17 protein-coding genes and 1 other RNA gene are annotated in these 15,413 nt (G+C 67.0%); 10 read left to right on the top strand and 8 right to left on the bottom strand.

Going from position 1 to position 15,413, the window contains the following annotated elements; translation table 11 throughout:
* The first annotated feature begins 12 nt into the window (after positions 1-12).
* The gene (locus tag MFF24_RS02410) at positions 13-1,416 is read left to right on the top strand and encodes a cytochrome P450 (protein WP_238222129.1); all 1,404 of its coding nucleotides are present in this window, start codon (positions 13-15) and stop codon (positions 1,414-1,416) included.
* A gap of 46 nt (positions 1,417-1,462) precedes the next feature.
* Here MFF24_RS02410 and MFF24_RS02405 read toward each other — a convergent pair whose 3' ends face one another.
* Both MFF24_RS02405 and ssrA read right to left on the bottom strand, forming a co-directional pair.
* Positions 1,463-2,128 (bottom strand): SspB family protein, encoded by a 666-nt coding sequence (locus tag MFF24_RS02405; RefSeq protein ID WP_238222128.1) that lies wholly within the window; start codon positions 2,126-2,128, stop codon positions 1,463-1,465.
* Positions 2,129-2,183: 55 nt separating this feature from the next.
* Positions 2,184-2,560: a transfer-messenger RNA gene (ssrA, locus tag MFF24_RS02400) on the bottom strand.
* A gap of 42 nt (positions 2,561-2,602) precedes the next feature.
* Between ssrA and MFF24_RS02395 the strand changes: the two genes are divergently transcribed.
* The 6 genes from MFF24_RS02395 to MFF24_RS02370 all read left to right on the top strand — a co-directional run bounded on the left by MFF24_RS02395 (position 2,603) and on the right by MFF24_RS02370 (position 8,850).
* Positions 2,603-3,430: a CPBP family intramembrane glutamic endopeptidase gene (locus tag MFF24_RS02395; RefSeq protein ID WP_238222127.1), complete on the top strand. Its 828-nt coding sequence runs from the start codon at positions 2,603-2,605 to the stop codon at positions 3,428-3,430.
* A gap of 94 nt (positions 3,431-3,524) precedes the next feature.
* Positions 3,525-4,319 (top strand): thymidylate synthase, encoded by a 795-nt coding sequence (locus tag MFF24_RS02390; RefSeq protein WP_238222126.1) that lies wholly within the window; start codon positions 3,525-3,527, stop codon positions 4,317-4,319.
* Complete coding sequence (locus tag MFF24_RS02385; protein ID WP_238222125.1) at positions 4,319-4,819, top strand: dihydrofolate reductase; 501 nt, start codon at positions 4,319-4,321, stop codon at positions 4,817-4,819. The genes MFF24_RS02390 and MFF24_RS02385 overlap by 1 nt, the downstream gene beginning before the upstream one ends.
* 279 nt (positions 4,820-5,098) lie before the next feature.
* Positions 5,099-6,241, top strand: coding sequence for an FtsH protease activity modulator HflK (gene hflK, locus MFF24_RS02380; protein ID WP_108940557.1), 1,143 nt, complete (start codon positions 5,099-5,101; stop codon positions 6,239-6,241).
* A complete protein-coding gene (hflC, locus tag MFF24_RS02375) occupies positions 6,238-7,200 on the top strand; it encodes a protease modulator HflC (protein ID WP_238222123.1) in 963 nt (320 codons plus the stop codon). The genes hflK and hflC overlap by 4 nt, the downstream gene beginning before the upstream one ends.
* A 114-nt stretch (positions 7,201-7,314) precedes the next feature.
* Positions 7,315-8,850 (top strand): DegQ family serine endoprotease, encoded by a 1,536-nt coding sequence (locus tag MFF24_RS02370; RefSeq protein ID WP_108940555.1) that lies wholly within the window; start codon positions 7,315-7,317, stop codon positions 8,848-8,850.
* Positions 8,851-8,895: 45 nt separating this feature from the next.
* On the opposite strand, the gene serB is transcribed toward MFF24_RS02370, so the two are convergent.
* Positions 8,896-9,792, bottom strand: a complete 897-nt coding sequence (gene serB / locus MFF24_RS02365) for a phosphoserine phosphatase SerB (protein ID WP_238222121.1) — start codon at positions 9,790-9,792, stop codon at positions 8,896-8,898.
* A gap of 11 nt (positions 9,793-9,803) precedes the next feature.
* Here serB and miaA point away from each other — a divergent pair, with 11 nt between their 5' ends.
* Positions 9,804-10,757, top strand: coding sequence for a tRNA (adenosine(37)-N6)-dimethylallyltransferase MiaA (gene miaA, locus MFF24_RS02360; RefSeq protein WP_238222119.1), 954 nt, complete (start codon positions 9,804-9,806; stop codon positions 10,755-10,757).
* On the opposite strand, the gene MFF24_RS02355 is transcribed toward miaA, so the two are convergent.
* Together MFF24_RS02355 and moaA are read right to left on the bottom strand one after the other, a co-directional pair.
* Positions 10,735-11,601, bottom strand: coding sequence for an NAD(P)-dependent oxidoreductase (locus MFF24_RS02355; protein WP_238222117.1), 867 nt, complete (start codon positions 11,599-11,601; stop codon positions 10,735-10,737). The two genes, miaA and MFF24_RS02355, sit on opposite strands and share 23 nt — an antisense overlap.
* Positions 11,602-12,049: 448 nt before the next feature.
* Positions 12,050-13,084, bottom strand: coding sequence for a GTP 3',8-cyclase MoaA (gene moaA / locus MFF24_RS02350; protein WP_238222115.1), 1,035 nt, complete (start codon positions 13,082-13,084; stop codon positions 12,050-12,052).
* A 143-nt stretch (positions 13,085-13,227) separates the two neighbouring features.
* Between moaA and MFF24_RS02345 the strand changes: the two genes are divergently transcribed.
* Positions 13,228-13,656, top strand: a complete 429-nt coding sequence (locus MFF24_RS02345) for a gamma-butyrobetaine hydroxylase family protein (RefSeq protein ID WP_108940550.1) — start codon at positions 13,228-13,230, stop codon at positions 13,654-13,656.
* A gap of 49 nt (positions 13,657-13,705) precedes the next feature.
* On the opposite strand, the gene MFF24_RS02340 is transcribed toward MFF24_RS02345, so the two are convergent.
* Together MFF24_RS02340 and MFF24_RS02335 are read right to left on the bottom strand one after the other, a co-directional pair.
* Positions 13,706-13,864, bottom strand: a complete 159-nt coding sequence (locus tag MFF24_RS02340; protein WP_238222113.1) for a hypothetical protein — start codon at positions 13,862-13,864, stop codon at positions 13,706-13,708.
* A gap of 107 nt (positions 13,865-13,971) precedes the next feature.
* A complete protein-coding gene (locus tag MFF24_RS02335) occupies positions 13,972-14,214 on the bottom strand; it encodes a DUF2171 domain-containing protein (RefSeq protein ID WP_238222111.1) in 243 nt (80 codons plus the stop codon).
* Positions 14,215-14,314: 100 nt separating this feature from the next.
* Here MFF24_RS02335 and MFF24_RS02330 point away from each other — a divergent pair, with 100 nt between their 5' ends.
* Positions 14,315-14,515, top strand: coding sequence for a hypothetical protein (locus MFF24_RS02330; RefSeq protein ID WP_238222915.1), 201 nt, complete (start codon positions 14,315-14,317; stop codon positions 14,513-14,515).
* Positions 14,516-14,592: 77 nt separating this feature from the next.
* Here MFF24_RS02330 and MFF24_RS02325 read toward each other — a convergent pair whose 3' ends face one another.
* Positions 14,593-15,252: a L,D-transpeptidase gene (locus tag MFF24_RS02325; protein ID WP_133088588.1), complete on the bottom strand. Its 660-nt coding sequence runs from the start codon at positions 15,250-15,252 to the stop codon at positions 14,593-14,595.
* Between the last annotated feature and the right edge of the window lie 161 nt (positions 15,253-15,413).

Here is a 15,413-nt window from a genome sequence, read left to right as displayed (position 1 = left end):
TCTCCCCTCTTCATGCTGGATCTGCCGACCCACCCGGCCCGCATCACGCAAGCCGGGCCGTTCCGTCCGAAGGTGCCACCGCCGCTGACGCAGCCGCTCGGCCTGTTCGCCTTCCTGAAGAAGGTGCGCGAGAATCCGATCACGACCTGGATGGACGCGCATTTCGAGGAATTCGTCGTGGCGGGTGAGACGGCGATGGGGCGCATCACCGTCGTCAGCGATCCGGCCCTGGTGCGCTACCTGCTGGTGGAGCGGGCCGTCCACTACCGCAAGGACGACCTTCAGAAGCGTGTGCTGGCGCCGGGCCTCGGTAACGGCCTGCTGACGGCAGAAGGCGACGAGTGGCGCCTGCAGCGGCGTACGCTGGCACCGATCTTCTCCGCCCGCCACGTCGCGGGTTTCGTCGCGCAGATGGATGCGGCCGGGGCGCGCCTCGGGCGGCGGCTGGCGCGGCGCGACGGGGCTACCGTCGATGTCGCCCTGGAGATGACCCGTGCCACCCTCGACGTGCTGGAGCGGACGATCTTCACGCAAGGGCTGCCGGGTGACCCCGACGCGCTCGGGCGCGCAATCACGAGGCTGCTCGAATCGATCGGCCCGATCGACCCGCTCGACGTGTTCGGCTTTCCCGCCTTCGTGCCGCGGCTCGGCCGCTTGCGGGCGCGACCGGCCCTGCGCTTCTTCGCCGAGGTGGTGGATACGCTGCTGGATGAGCGCAAGGCGGCGCTCGCCCGCGGCGAGGCGCCTCACGATCTGATGACCCTGCTGCTGGCGGCCCAGGACCCGGAGACCGGTCGCGGCCTCTCCGACATTGAGGTGAAGGCCAACATCGTCACCTTCATCGCCGCCGGACACGAGACCACGGCCAACGCTCTGACCTGGGCACTCTACTGCCTGTCGCAGGACGAGGCCGCGCGTGAGCGCGTCGAGGCGGAGGCCGATGACGCGGCCGGCGAGGATGGGGCGCTGCGGCTCGACCGGCTGCCCTTCACCAAGGCGGTGATGGAGGAGACCATGCGGCTCTTTCCGCCGGTGCCATTCCTCAGCCGCCAGGCCCTTCGCGAGGATCGGATCGGGCGGGTCAAGATTCCCCGCAACTCGACCGTCATCATCGCCCCCTGGGTGATGCACCGACACCGCAAGCTGTGGGACGAGCCGGACGCGTTCATCCCCGAGCGCTTCTTCGGAGAGCAGCGCGAGCGCGTCGAGCGCTTCGCCTACCTACCGTTCGGCGCCGGACCGCGCGTCTGTATCGGTCAGAGCTTTTCGATTCAGGAGGCGACGCTGGTTCTCGCGCAGATCGCGCGGGCGGTGCGGCTCACTCTGCCCGCGGACCATCCGCCGGTTACGCCACTGCACCGGGTGACGCTGCGGCCGAAGGAGGGCCTGCGGATGGTGGCGCAGAGACGCTCCTAATTTACCAGGCCGCGCCTCCAAACGAGGCGCGGAGCGAGCGAAAAAATCAGTTCTTCTTGCGGAAGGCGTCGAGGCTCACAACCTCGGCGGTGCCGTCGCGGTCGGTCTTCTCGGCGGCCTCGGGCTTTGCCTCGCCCTCCTCGGAACCGTCGTTCGACTTACCGTCAGCCAATTTGCCTTCGGCCTTGGCTTTGCCCGCGGCGGGAAGCGCCGGAACGATCTTCGGACCACCTTGAACCGTCGCGAGGCCAGTGCCCTTCGGCTTGATCTCGGCAGGCTCGGAGGCCGCGCCGCGCGGACCGGTCTTGATCTGCGCGTTCGGCTGCGCCTCCTCGGGCTGCTCGCCCTCGGCCCCCTCGTTGAGATCGAATTTCAGGCCGAACTGCACGGAGGGGTCGAAGAAACCCGACAGCGCGTCGAACGGGATCAGCAGCCGCTCCGGCACGCCGGAAAACGACAGGCCCACCTCGAAGCTGTGCTCGGTGACGCCGAGATCCCAGAACTGGTGCTGCAGGACGATCGTCATGTCCTGCGGATATTTTTCGCGCAGGCGCTGCGACATCCGCACACCCGGCGCCTCGGTGCGGAACGAGATGTAAAAGTGATGCTCGCCCGAGAGCCCCTCACGGGCCGCATCGGTCAGCACCTTGCGCACGACGCCGCGCAGGGCGTCCTGAACCAGGAGATCGTAACGGATCAGATCTTCGGCCATCGGCGCTCGCTTGACCGGTCACGGCCGGATTGGGCTGCGCCGGGTCGTGGAAATGAGTGGAGGTTTCTGTTGCCAGGTACCTCCGAACCCCGCCTATGCGGTGCTACCCGCTAGGACTTTAGGTCGGTTTTTGGCACCGCTTACGCGGCGACAGCCACCGGAGCAAAGTTGTCGTTGGCAACTATTGCAAAGGCCCGATAACGGCGGAACCATGCCGAGCGAAAGCTCTACCTTTACGCCCTCGTCGATCCTATTTCGCCCCCGCCGGAACCCAACACTGGAGGCCGTGCGGCCATCGGTCCTGGGTTCGGGTGGAGGCGCCGGGTACCGCCCCCGGGTCCGATAGGTTTATTTCGAAGAACGTTTATCGCCATAGCCGGCCTTACGACCGGCAAGGTGAATATAGAGAGGCCGACGGCGGTTTTGAAGAGCGATCTGCGCTCAGACCCGCTCCGCGTTGCGAGCGTGGCCGATATGCCGCCCGCCCTCGCCGACGCGCGTGCGTCGAAGCCGCCGCTCGCCCATCTCAAATCGGCTCTTCTATGGCTCGGCCGGGTGCTGCTGCTCATCGCGGTCCCGCTCTTCATCCTGATTCTGGCCAGCGGTCTTGCCATCGCCATCATCCGGATCGGCGGCGACCTGCGCCTCGGGATCGACCCGTTCCTCGCCACCGCTGCACGCCCGCGCTTGCCCCTCTCTGAAGTTGCCGGCCGTGCCGTCGCGGTGGATGCCCTGCGGCAGGTGTTGATGGCTGGCCTCGTCGTCTCGCTGGCCGTCTGGGCGGCGGGAGGTGCATGGCGCCGACGCCTTGGCCTGACACGGCCCGATGAGGCGCGGGCGCCGATGCGGCGGCTCTGGCTGCTGCTGGCCCTCTGGCCGCTGATCCACATCGCCTGGGTGACGACGAGTGCCGCGGCCCTCAACATGAACTTCGGCAATGGCGTGCGCCTCTCGCCTTTCCTCAGCCCGCGGATGCTCGCCCTCTGGTTCGCCTTCGTCGTTGTGCTCGCACCGATCGCGGAGGAATTGCTGCTGCGGGGCCAGACGTTCGCCCGCGCCAGCGCCTTCATGGGGCCGGCCGGGACGATCGTCGCGACGGCTTTGCTGTTCTGCCTCGCCCACGTCTCCCTCGATCCCGGCGCCAAGAGCGCGCTCGCTCGGCCGCTGACCCTGCTGCCGCTCGCGCTCACCCTCGGCTGGCTGCGCTGGCGCACGGGGCGGCTCTGGCCCTGCATCCTGCTTCACGGCTGGAGCAATTTCTGTCTGGTCGCCTACCAGATCGGGCCGGGCCTCCTGCGGTAGCTGCGACCCTGCGTAACCAAGTCGTCGGGAAAGACGGGACGGCGGGAAAGCCCCACTCGACATCGGCCGAGGCGCCCGCCAGATCTGAGGAGCCATGCGCGCCTATCACGATCTGCTCACCCGAATCCTGTCCGAAGGCGTCCGCAAGGAGGATCGCACCGGCACGGGCACGCTCTCCGTGTTCGGCCACCAGATGCGGTTCGATCTTTCCGACGGCTTCCCCCTGGTGACGACCAAGCAGCTCCACCTTCGCTCGATCATCCACGAGCTGTTGTGGTTCCTGAAGGGCGAGACCAACATCGCCTACCTGAAGGAGAACGGCGTCACGATCTGGGATGAGTGGGCCGACGCCGACGGCGATCTCGGCCCCGTCTACGGCAAGCAGTGGCGGAGCTGGGCCAAGCCCGACGGCGGCAGCGTCGACCAGATCGCCTGGGTTCTCGATGAGATCGCCCGCAACCCGGATTCGCGCCGCCTGATTGTCTCGGCCTGGAACCCGGCCGATCTCGACCGGATGGCGCTCGCACCCTGCCATTGCCTGTTCCAGTTCTATGTCGCGGAGGGCCGGCTCTCCTGCCAGCTCTATCAGCGCTCCGCCGACGCCTTCCTCGGCGTCCCGTTCAACATCGCGAGCTACGCCCTCCTCACCGCGATGATGGCGCAGGTGACGGGGCTTCAGGTGGGCGACTTCGTCCACACCTTCGGCGACGCGCATCTCTACGCCAACCATCTGGAGCAGACCCGCCTCCTCCTCTCGCGCGCGCCGCGGCCCCTGCCCCGGCTGCGCCTGAATCCGGAGGTGCGTTCGCTCTTCGATTTCCGCTTCGAGGACATCGTGATCGAGGGCTACGAACCGCATCCCGCCATCAAGGCACCGGTGGCCGTCTGATGGGAACACCCCGCATCGCCCTCGTCGTCGCGATTGCTCGCAACGGCGTCATCGGCCGCGACAACGATCTCGCCTGGCGGATCTCGAGCGACCTGAAGCGCTTCAAGACGCTCACCATGGGCAAGCCGATCCTGATGGGCCGCAAGACCTGGGATTCGATCGGCCGCCCCCTGCCCGGCCGGCGCAGTCTCGTCCTGACCCGCGACCGCAGCCTCGCTATTCCCGACGCGACCGTCGTGCACGACTGGGACGCCGCGCTCGCCGCTGCCGGAAGCGACCCGCTGATGGTAGTGGGCGGAGCCGAGATCTACCGGCTCGCCCTGCCCCATGCCGACCGGCTGCACCTCACCGAAGTCGATGCCGCACCGGAAGGCGATGCGTACTTTCCGCCCTTCGACAGAACGGCCTTCCGAGAAACGTTCCGCGAGGCGCACGGGGCAGGTGACCGCGACGAATTCGCCTTTGAATTCGTGGATTTGGAGCGGATCACCGATCGTTGACCGGGGAACTGGCGCTTTGGCCGCAGGGGCGGGAAGAGTTGGAGGCTCGGACAGCCGTTGCGGTTGACGCGGTGCGGGCCCACCTGCCAGCCTTGACAGGACGGCGCGACGCCACTCAGGTGCGCGGCGTCCTTGCGGCACCGCAAACGCGTTCTGGCGCTTGGGAAAACCGGTTCTCTTTGCCCTCAGGCAGAGAGTCGGCAGGCTGGTGGATCGAGTTTTAGGGCAAGAGCCTGCCGCATCCGCGGGGGCCGGCTTCAGCAGGAGTTCACGTCGAGAATGCCTTGGAGCAATCAGAGCGGCGGCGGAGGGGGCCCCTGGGGCCGTCCCGGCGGCGGCAATGGCGGCGGCCCCTGGGGTGGCGGGGGCGGCGGCAAGACGCCCCCCGATCTTGAGGATCTGCTCCGGCGCGGCCAGGATCGGCTCCGCGGCGTGATGCCGGGCGGAGGTTTTGGCGGCGGCAAGGGAATCCTCGTGGCGGCAGGCCTCGTGCTGAGCGCGTGGCTGCTGACCGGCTTCTACATCGTGAAGCCCAACGAAGTCGGCATCAACACGGTCTTCGGGCGATACACCAGCCAGTCCGGCGAGGGTCTGCGCTACAACTTCCCCTACCCGATCGGGTCGGTGCAGAAGCCCAACGTCGGCATCGTGAACTCGATTCCGATCGGCTACATCCCCACCGGCGGTACCACGCGCCAGCGCGATGTGGCGGAAGAGAGCCTGATGCTCACCGCCGATGAGAACATCGTCGACATCGATTTCGAGGTGCAGTGGCGCGTCAATCCGCTCAAGGCGGAGGATTACGTCTTCAACCTCGCCAATCCGGAAGGGACCATCAAGGCGATCTCCGAGAGCGCGATGCGCGAGGTCATCGGCCGCCGCAATATCCAGGCGATCCTGACCAACGAGCAGTCGAGCATCGCCCAGGAGGTCAAGGAGATCGTCCAGAGCGCCCTCGACGAGTACGGCGCCGGCGTCCGCATCGAGGTCGTACAGCTCACCAGCGTCACCCCTCCCCCGGAGGTCCGGCCCGCCTTCATCGACGTGAACGCGGCGCAGCAATACGCCCAGCAGGTGCGCAACGAGGCCGAGACGTATGCCAGCCGTGTCGTCCCCGACGCGCGAGGCAATGCGAGTAAGGTCGTGCAGGCCGCCGAGGCCTATCGGTCGCAGGCGACGGCCGAGGCGACGGGTCAGGCGTCCCGCTTCCGTCAGGTCTACGATTCCTACAAGGTCGCACCCGAGGTGATCCGTGAGCGGATCTTCTTGGAAACCATGGAGAAAGTGCTCGGCTCCGTGAACAAGGTCATCATCGATCAGAACGGCGGCGTGGCCGGCGGCGCCAGCGCTGCGGGCGTGCTCCCGGTGCTTCCGCTGCTCGACAGCGGCCGCGCGCAGTCGAATGGAGCGGCGGGCCGATGAACAATCCAGCAATCCGAACCGGCCTGCTCCTTATCGTCGCCGTGGTGGGGATCGGGCTCTACGCCTCGGTCTTCACCGTGGGGCAAATGCAGCAGGCGCTCGTGCTTCAGCTCGGCCGTGTGCGCGACGTGCTGAACCCGGTGGGCCAGAACAAGCCCGGCCTCTACTTCAAGGTGCCGTTCACCGACAGCGTCGTGCTGTTCGACAAGCGGGTGCTCGATCTCGACCTGCCGGTCCAGACCCTGCTCACCGCCGACCGGCAGAACCTCGAAGTGGACGCCTTCGCCCGCTACCGCATCGTCGATCCGCTGAAATTCTATCAGTCGGTCGGCACGATCGCGCTGGCGAACCAGCGTTTGGCGAGCTTCACCAACTCGGCGCTGCGTAACGTGCTGGCCCGCACCAGCCGCGACGCCATCGTGCGCACCGAGCGCTCCGACCTCATGAACACGATCCAGGAGGACGTGAACCGGCAGGCCAAGGGGCTCGGCGTCGAGATCGTCGATCTGCGCATGACCCGCGTCGATCTTCCCGCCAAGAACAGTCAGGCGGTCTATGACCGCATGACCTCGGAGCGGAAGAAGGAGGCGACCGACATCCGCGCCAACGGCGATCAGGCGGCCACCCTGATCCGCGCCAAGGCCGATCGCGACGTCGTCGTGATCCTGGCCGAGGCCAACCAGAAGCAGGAAGAGCTGCGCGGTCAGGGCGATGCGGACAAGAACCGCATCCTCGCGGAGGCTTTCGGGCAGGACGCGGACTTCTTCGCCTTCTATCGCTCGATGCAGGCCTACGAGCACGCGCTGAAGGGTCAGGACACGCGGCTGGTCGTGAGCCCCGGCTCGGACTTCTTCCGCTACTTCAACGATCCGCAGGGCCGCCGACCGCTGGGCGGCCGCGACGGCGCGGCCCAGCCGACCGCCTCCGGCAACAGCGCGACCACCGGCGCCGTGCGCTGAGCGGCCTGCGACCGATCCGACCGATGCGGCCGGCGCCCTTGATCGAGGGTGCCGGCCGCCGAATTTATATGCCGGCCTGAATCAGGCACCGTTTAAGAGCTTGGGGAAACGTCCATGAGACTCGCCGCGAACGCCGTCCGGGGCCGAACGCCGTCTCTTGCCCGGCGCGCCTCGTCGGCCCTGGCCGCCGCGGTGCTGGGCGTCACCGTCACGGTTACTGCCCTGCCACTCCCCGCCTTCGCACGCGGCCCGGAATCGCTCGCCGACCTCGCCGAGAAGGTGACGGATGCGGTGGTGAACATCTCGGCCTCGACCACGGTCGAGGCGAGCAACCGGGGCGGCCGCTCCATGCCGCAACTGCCTCAGGGCACGCCGTTCGAGGATCTCTTCGAAGAATTCTTCAAGCGGCGCGGCCAGGGCACCCCGAAGGGCGACGACGACAGCCCGCGTGGGCCGTCGCGCAAGTCGAACTCGCTCGGCTCCGGCTTCATCATCGACGCATCCGGCATCGTGGTGACGAACAACCACGTCATCGGCGACGCCAACGACATCCAGGTCATCCTGAGCGACGGCACCAAGCTGAAGGCGGAGATCATCGGCAAGGATCCGAAGATCGACCTCGCGCTGCTGCGAGTGAAGCCGACGGCGGAGCGTCCGCTCAAGGCGGTGCCCTTCGGCGATTCCGACAAGATGCGCCCCGGCGACTGGGTGATGGCGATCGGCAACCCGTTCGGCCTCGGCGGATCGGTCTCCGCCGGCATCGTTTCGGCCCGCGGCCGCAACATCGAGTCGGGTCCCTACGACAACTACATCCAGACGGATGCAGCCATCAACAAGGGCAATTCGGGCGGTCCGCTGTTCAACATGGACGGCGAGGTGATCGGCATCAACACCGCAATTCTTTCCCCTTCGGGCGGTTCGGTTGGCATCGGTTTCGCGGTCCCATCGGGAACGGCGAGCCAGGTCGTCGATCAGTTGCGGCAGTTCGGCGAGGTGCGCCGTGGCTGGCTCGGCGTTCGCATCCAGAACGTCGACGAGGCGACCGCCGAGGCGCTCGGCCTCAAAGGGGGCGCCAAGGGCGCGCTGGTGGCCGGTGTCGATGAGAAGGGTCCGGCCAAGACGGCAGGGCTCGAAGTCGGCGACGTCATCGTCAAGTTCAACGGCGTGCCGGTGAAGTCGTCGAGCGAGTTGCCGCGCATCGTCGCCGCGACCCCGGTTGGCAAGACGGTTGACGTGCAGATCGTGCGCAAGGGTGAGGAGCAGACCAAGTCGGTACTGCTCGGCCGCCTGGAGGACGGCGAGAAGACTCAGGTTGCCAACGTCAAGCAGCCGGAGCCGGAAGCGGTCAACCGTCAGATCCTCGGCCTCAACCTGTCCGGCCTCAGCGACGAGGCGCGCCGCCGCTACAACATCAAGGAGAGCGTCAAGAACGGCGTGGTCGTGACCAAGGTCGATCCGAACTCGACCGCCGCCGACAAGCGCATCCAGCCGGGCGAAGTCATCGTCGAGGTCGGCCAGGAGGCAGTGTCGAACCCCGCCGACGTGACGAAGCGGGTCGAGGCCCTCAAGAAGGAGGGCCGCAAGTCTGTGCTGCTGCTGGTCGCCAGCGCCAGCGGCGACGTGCGTTTCGTGGCGATTGGACTGGAATGAGCCGCCGATCCGGGAAGGGCGCGCGTTGCGCCCTTCCCCTCTGATCTACTTCGCGAACTCCGCCGCCGAGAATCCCTGCAGGTAGAGCAAAGCCGTCAGGTCACCGTGCTCGATCCGCACGCGGGCGGCCTCGGCCACCTTCGGCTTCGCCCGGAAAGCGACGCCGATGCTGGCCTCTCCGAGCATCGGCAGGTCGTTGGCACCGTCACCGACGGCGATCGTATCCGCGGGGCTCAGGCCTAGCCGCTCGCGTAGTTCGATGAGGCTCGCCCGCTTGGCCTCAGCCCCGACGATGGGTTCGACCACCTGCCCGGTCAGGTGCCCGTCCGCGACGTCGAGACGGTTGGCGCGGGTCTCGTCGAAGCCGAGCTTCGCTCCGATCGGCCCGGTGAACAGGGTGAAGCCGCCGGAGACGAGGCAGGTGAAGGCGCCGTGCGCCCGCATCGTCGCAACGAGAGTGCTGCCGCCCGGAGTCAGGCGGATCGCATCGCGGATCAGGCCGTCGATCACGCTGACCGACAGCCCCTTCAGCAGCCCCACCCGCTCCCGCAGGGCCGGCTCGAAGGCGACCTCTCCGCGCATCGCTCGCTCGGTGATCGCCGCCACCTGATCCTTGATCCCGACAACATCGGCGAGTTCGTCGATGCATTCCTGCTCGATCATGGTCGAGTCCATGTCCGCCAGGAACAGCCGCTTGCGGCGGTGCTGATCGTGGGGAAGCACGGCCACGTCGATCGGCTCTGACCCGAGCGCCCCGCGCAGGGATTCGGCGAGGGCCGGCGCCGCTTCGGGATGGCCTGCGACCAGGAGTTCCGCCGCCACCTCGCCGTGGAGAATCCGTGGCTGATGCTCCGTGCGTGTCACCCGGCGCGCCTCGGCGAGCACCGCATCCGTGATGGCGGGCCGGGCCGGGTTTGCTATCAGCGTGGCAACGAGGGTCATGGAGGGCAGCCGTGCAAAGTTCGGACGGGCAGGAGACGGGGCGCCCGGCCGCCATCCTCATTGCAGGGCCCACCGCGTCGGGCAAGTCGGCCCTGGGACTGCGGATCGCCCGCGCCTTCGGCGGCGCGGTGATCAACACGGATTCGATGCAGGTCTATGCCGACCTGCGCGTGCTCTCGGCTCGGCCGACCGTGCAGGACGAGGCGTTGGCGCCCCACTACCTCTACGGCAGCGTGGACGGTGCGGTGAATTTCTCGGTCGGCCACTTCCAGCGGCAGGCCGCCGCGGTCCTCTCAGGATTCGAGGCCGGCACCCTGCCGATCTTTGTCGGCGGCACGGGCCTGTATTTCCGCTCCCTCGACGAGGGGATCTCGGATCTGCCCGCGGTCCCGGAGCCGGTTCGCGCGAGAATCCGTTCCGAGGCCGAGGGACAGCCGACCGAGGCGTTGCACGCCGCCCTCGCTTCCCGCGACCCCGAGAGCGCAGGGCGCCTGCGCCCCTCGGACCGGATGCGGGTGATGCGGGCCTTGGAGATCTTTGAGGCGACTGGGCGTTCCATTGGCTCGTTCTACGAAGCCCGAGAACCTGGCCCGCTCGCGGGGAGGCCGATCCTGAAGATCTTCCTCGCCGCCGAGCGCGAGACCCTGCGCCACCGCATCGACGCGCGCTTTCTGACGATGATGGAGGAAGGCGCCCTGGAAGAGGTTGCCGACTTACGAGAGCGACACCTCGACCCTTTGCTGCCAGTGATGCGCGCCCACGGTGTGCCTGGCCTGATCGCCTATCTCGAAGGAACGATCTCCCGCGACGAGGCGATTCGGCGCGGCCAGGGCGATACTCGCCGCTACGCCAAGCGCCAGTTCACGTGGTTCCGCCACCAGATGGGCGAGGACTGGCACTGGACCACGCCGGAGGCTGCGTGGTCCCTCGCACACGGCCGTCTCACCGCTCCAGCCGGGCGATGAGGGACGAGGTGTCCCATCGCTTGCCCCCCATGGCTTCGACCTCGGCGTAGAACTGATCCACCAGGGCCGTCACGGGGAGCCGGGCGCCGTTGCGGCGGGATTCGGCGAGCAGGATACCGAGATCCTTGCGCATCCACTCCACGGCGAAGCCGAAATCGAACTTGTCCGCGTTCATGGTGCGGCCGCGGTTCTCCATCTGCCAGGAGCCGGCTGCGCCCTTCGAGATCACGTCGAGCACCGCGTCCACGTCGAGCCCAGCGCGCTTGCCGAAGTGGATCGCCTCGGACAGACCCTGCACCAGCCCGGCAATGGCGATCTGGTTGACCATCTTGGTGAGCTGGCCCGAGCCCGAAGGCCCGAGCAGGCGGCACGACTTGGCGTAAGCCATGATGACGGGCTCGACCTCGGCATAGGTCGCCGCCTCGCCGCCGCACATCACGGTGAGCACGCCGTTCTCGGCGCCCGCCTGACCGCCGGAGACCGGAGCATCGATGAAGCGGAGCCCAGCCGCGTCAGCAGCCGCGGACAGCTCGCGAGCGACCTCGGCCGACGCCGTGGTGTGGTCGACGAAGACCGCACCTTTCGCCATGCCGGCGAAGGCCCCGTCCGCGCCGAGCACCACCGAGCGCAGGTCATCGTCGTTGCCGACGCAGGCGAAGACGATGGCGCATCCGGCCGCCGCCTCGCGCGGCGTCGCGGCAGCCCGGCCGCCGTTGGCGGCGACCCAGGCCTCGGCCTTGGCGCCGGTACGGTTGAAGACGGTGACGTCGTGGCCCTTCTTCGCGAGGTGACCCGCCATCGGCGAGCCCATCACGCCGAGGCCTAGAAACGCGACTTTCGCCATGGGACTCCGTTCTCCGTCATCCAACCAGTATCGTTGATACGAATGGATACGATGGCCATCTTCAACGTTCGAGCGCGCCGGTGAGACGTTCGATCCGAGGGGCGTATCACCGATCATAGCTCGATTGAAGCGGACCGTACCCTCATGCCAACGATTGCGGCTCGGTGATTGTTATGTTGAAGGCCGGCAGAGACTTGAACGTCTTGCGAAATATTTCAATCAATCAAACTAATAGGCAACACGAAATGTGATCTCCGAAAATTAGGCAAGGCAGATAGATTCGACAAAGACTATTCAACGAGCTGGATAGCTCGATTCTTCCGCACTCTGCCAGTCGCCTCATTGTGCGGCAGCATCCGATTGCAGGATTGCGCCGCGACCGCGGTCACGGATGGCTTACAGCTCCAGCAATCGTCATCAATGCACCTCCGACCTTGGACGACGGCGATCAGCCGCCGGTCACGCTCATATGCCGCGGCACGGCGGCTGGGCGGGCGCGCTCGATGACGAAGTCGTGGCCCTTGGGCTTGCGGGAGATCGCCTCGACGACGGCCTGTGTCACCAGCGCGTCGTCGGGCGAGGCGCGGAGCGCCGCGCGCAGATCCGCCGCATCCTCCTGGCCGAGGCACATGTAGAGCTTACCGGTGCAGGTGAGGCGCACCCGGTTGCAGCTTTCGCAGAAATTATGCGTCAGAGGCGTGATGAAGCCGAGCCGTCCGCCGGTCTCCTCGATCCGCACGTAGCGCGCCGGGCCGCCGGTGCGGTCGGGCAGCGGGGTCAGGGTGAACCGCTGCTCCAGGCGCTCGCGCGCGACCGAGAGCGGTAGGAACTGGTCGGTGCGGTCGCCCTCGATCTCGCCGAGCGGCATCACCTCGATCAGGGTCATGTCCATGCCGAGGCCGTGGGCCCAGGCGATCATGTCGGTGATCTCGTCCTCGTTGACGCCCTTGAGCGCCACCGCGTTGATCTTGACCTTGATGCCGGCGGCCCGCGCCGCCTCGATGCCGGCGAGCACCACCGCAAGGTCGCCGCGCCGGGTGATGTCCCGGAATTTCTGCGGGTCGAGGGTATCGAGCGAGACATTGATCCGGCGCACGCCGAGATCGGCGAGTTCGGGCGCGAATCGCGCAAGCTGCGAGCCGTTGGTCGTCAGCGTGAGTTCGTCGAGCGCTCCGCTCTTCAGATGGCGAGAGAGCCGGCGGAACAGATGCATGATATCCCGGCGCACGAGCGGCTCGCCGCCGGTGATCCGCAGCTTGCGCACGCCGCGGTCGATGAAGACGCCGCAGAGCCGGTCGAGTTCTTCCAGGGTCAGCAGATCGCGCTTGGGCAGGAACTGCATGTCTTCCGCCATGCAATAGGCACAGCGGAAATCGCAGCGATCCGTCACCGAGATGCGCAAGTAAGTGATCGCCCGCTGGAACGGGTCGATCAGGGGCGCTGGGCGCACAGGCGCAGGCGCATCTTCGGCGGGACCCCACATGCGCGCCTCTGAACCTGACTCGTTTCCGGCGTTGGCGGTTTTGTCGGCTGACAGATCCAACATCGCCATCCATATGAGGGCGGTGACATTTTCCGGCAAGCACATGCGTGCAATGCCGGCATGAGAGCGTGGAACGGACCGTCATGAGTGAGCGCTGGCCCACGGAAATCCGCCTGTCCGGCGACAAGCGTAGCCTGACCGTGGCTTTCGACGGGGGCGGCCGCTTCGAACTGCCCGCCGAATACTTGCGCGTGTCGAGTCCCTCCGCGGAGGTTCAAGGCCATTCTCCGGCAGAACGCAAGGTGCTCGGCGGCAAGCGCGACGTTGCGATCCTCTCGGTCGAGCCGGTCGGCAACTATGCCGTGAAGCTGTTCTTCGACGACATGCACGATACCGGCATCTACGGCTGGGACTACCTGTTCGACCTCGGTCGCGAGTACCGCAACCGCTGGTCCACCTATCTGCGCGAATTAGAGGAGCGCGGTCTCACGCGCGACCGCGTGGCCAGCGCACCGGCCAAGACGAGTCACGGCGCGGGTGGTTGCGGCAGCGGAAGCTGCGGCTGCCACTGATTTTTTCAGGACGTTACGGGCCGTCTCATGAGACGACCCGTAGGATATTTCAGCTCGGCTGTTCCTCGACCTCTTCGAGATCCTCCTCGGGGATCGCATCCGGCCGCGGCGCCGGAGGATCCCCGGCCGGCGGCTGGGAGGCAGGAGGCGGATCGCCAACCGGCTTCGGCTCCGTCTCGGATTGCGGCCGATCGTTCTGTGCGGTCACATCGTTCTCCTTGCGTATGTCGCCGACCGCGACAAAGTGATGCCGCTGCGGTCTTTGAAAACAGGTGAAGTCTCCGCCGTTCGATCAGGAAGCGGCAGACATACCGGTCAGGCGGCGCCCGATGTGCTCCACTCTTTCTTCACCTCGTCGGCGCTCCGGTCGAGCCGGACCTGATCGCCTTCGACGGCGATGACGAAATCGAGCGGGATGTAGTGGTGGAGACCGCCCGCTTCGGCGTCCTTCTTCGTCAGCTTGATCTCGCCTTTGGCGACGTGATCGACGGTGCCAACATGCCCGCCGTCCGAACCGACGACGGTGGCGTGCTCGCGGATTTGGCTGACATCGACCATGGCAGTCCTCCTGCGTTGAGCGGGGCCAACCGACTGAGCGGATGCAGGTTCCGCTCGTCGCCTCGTTCGCGGGCGAACGCGGCCCCGCGACAGCGTGGCATTGAACCAACTGCCCGCATTGCCGTTGGCGTGCGAGATCAACCGCATCGACAGGAAGCAACGCATGGCGGCCACAGATCCACGGCATCGCATCGGTCAGGACGTAAATACCGTCGATCAACTCAGCAGCGTCGTCATCCTCGGCCTTGCCGTCGCGGGCGGTGCCGCCGCCATCGTGCTCAGCCTGCTCCTGATCGGCTGAGGCGAGCGGCATCGACGAAAAAAAGAAAAGGGCCGGCATCTCTGCCGGCCCTTTCTCATACTGCCTCGAACAGGCGATCAGCGTTGGACCACGACCCGAGCGCCGACCTTTACGCGGCTGTAGAGGTCCGTCACGTCCTCGTTGGTCATGCGGATGCAGCCCGAGGAAACGGCGGTGCCGATCGTCTCCGGCTCGTTGGAGCCGTGGATGCGGTAGATCGTGTTGCCGAGATACATGGCGCGAGCGCCAAGCGGGTTCTCGATGCCGCCCTTCATGTAGCGCGGCAGATCGGGGCGGCGGCGCAGCATCTCGGCGGGGGGACGCCAATCGGGCCATTCGCGCTTCATCGTCACGGTCTGGGTGCCGCCCCAGGTGAAGCCGGGCCGGCCGACGCCAACGCCGTAGCGCAGGGCCTCGCCGCCGGGCTGGACGAGGTAGAGCCGGCGCTCGTTGGTCGAGACGATGATGGTGCCGGGCGCGTAGGGGCCGGCATAGGGCACGGTCTCACGCGGGATCGCGGTCATCTGCGGTACGGTTGAGGCAAGCGGATCGGCCGCGGCGCCCGGCGTGCCCGGGACGTCGGCCGGCAGAGCCGCGTTCTGCGGGCGCACGCGCACCGTCAGGACCTCGGTCAGCGGCTGACGGGTGAGCGGGTCGATCTCATAGGCAGCAGCCGGGCTTGCAAGCGCGACCGTCGCGCAGGCAAGCCCGCTCAGGGCAACGACGAAACGGCGCATTAGGGCCTCTCGGGGCAGGCGAAGAACAGGGAACGCGGTGGAGACACCGCCGCACGATGCCGTGCGGACCCTCGCCAACGCGTAAACGCTCGCCGTACAAAGCCAAGCTTGATTTGTGCTGCGCGACTGCTTCGACCGCCTTCGTGACACGGTGGCCACAC

The sequence above is a fragment of the Methylorubrum aminovorans genome (assembly GCF_022179725.1).
Classification (GTDB): domain Bacteria; phylum Pseudomonadota; class Alphaproteobacteria; order Rhizobiales; family Beijerinckiaceae; genus Methylobacterium; species Methylobacterium aminovorans.
This window is presented reverse-complemented; position numbering and strand designations above follow the sequence as displayed.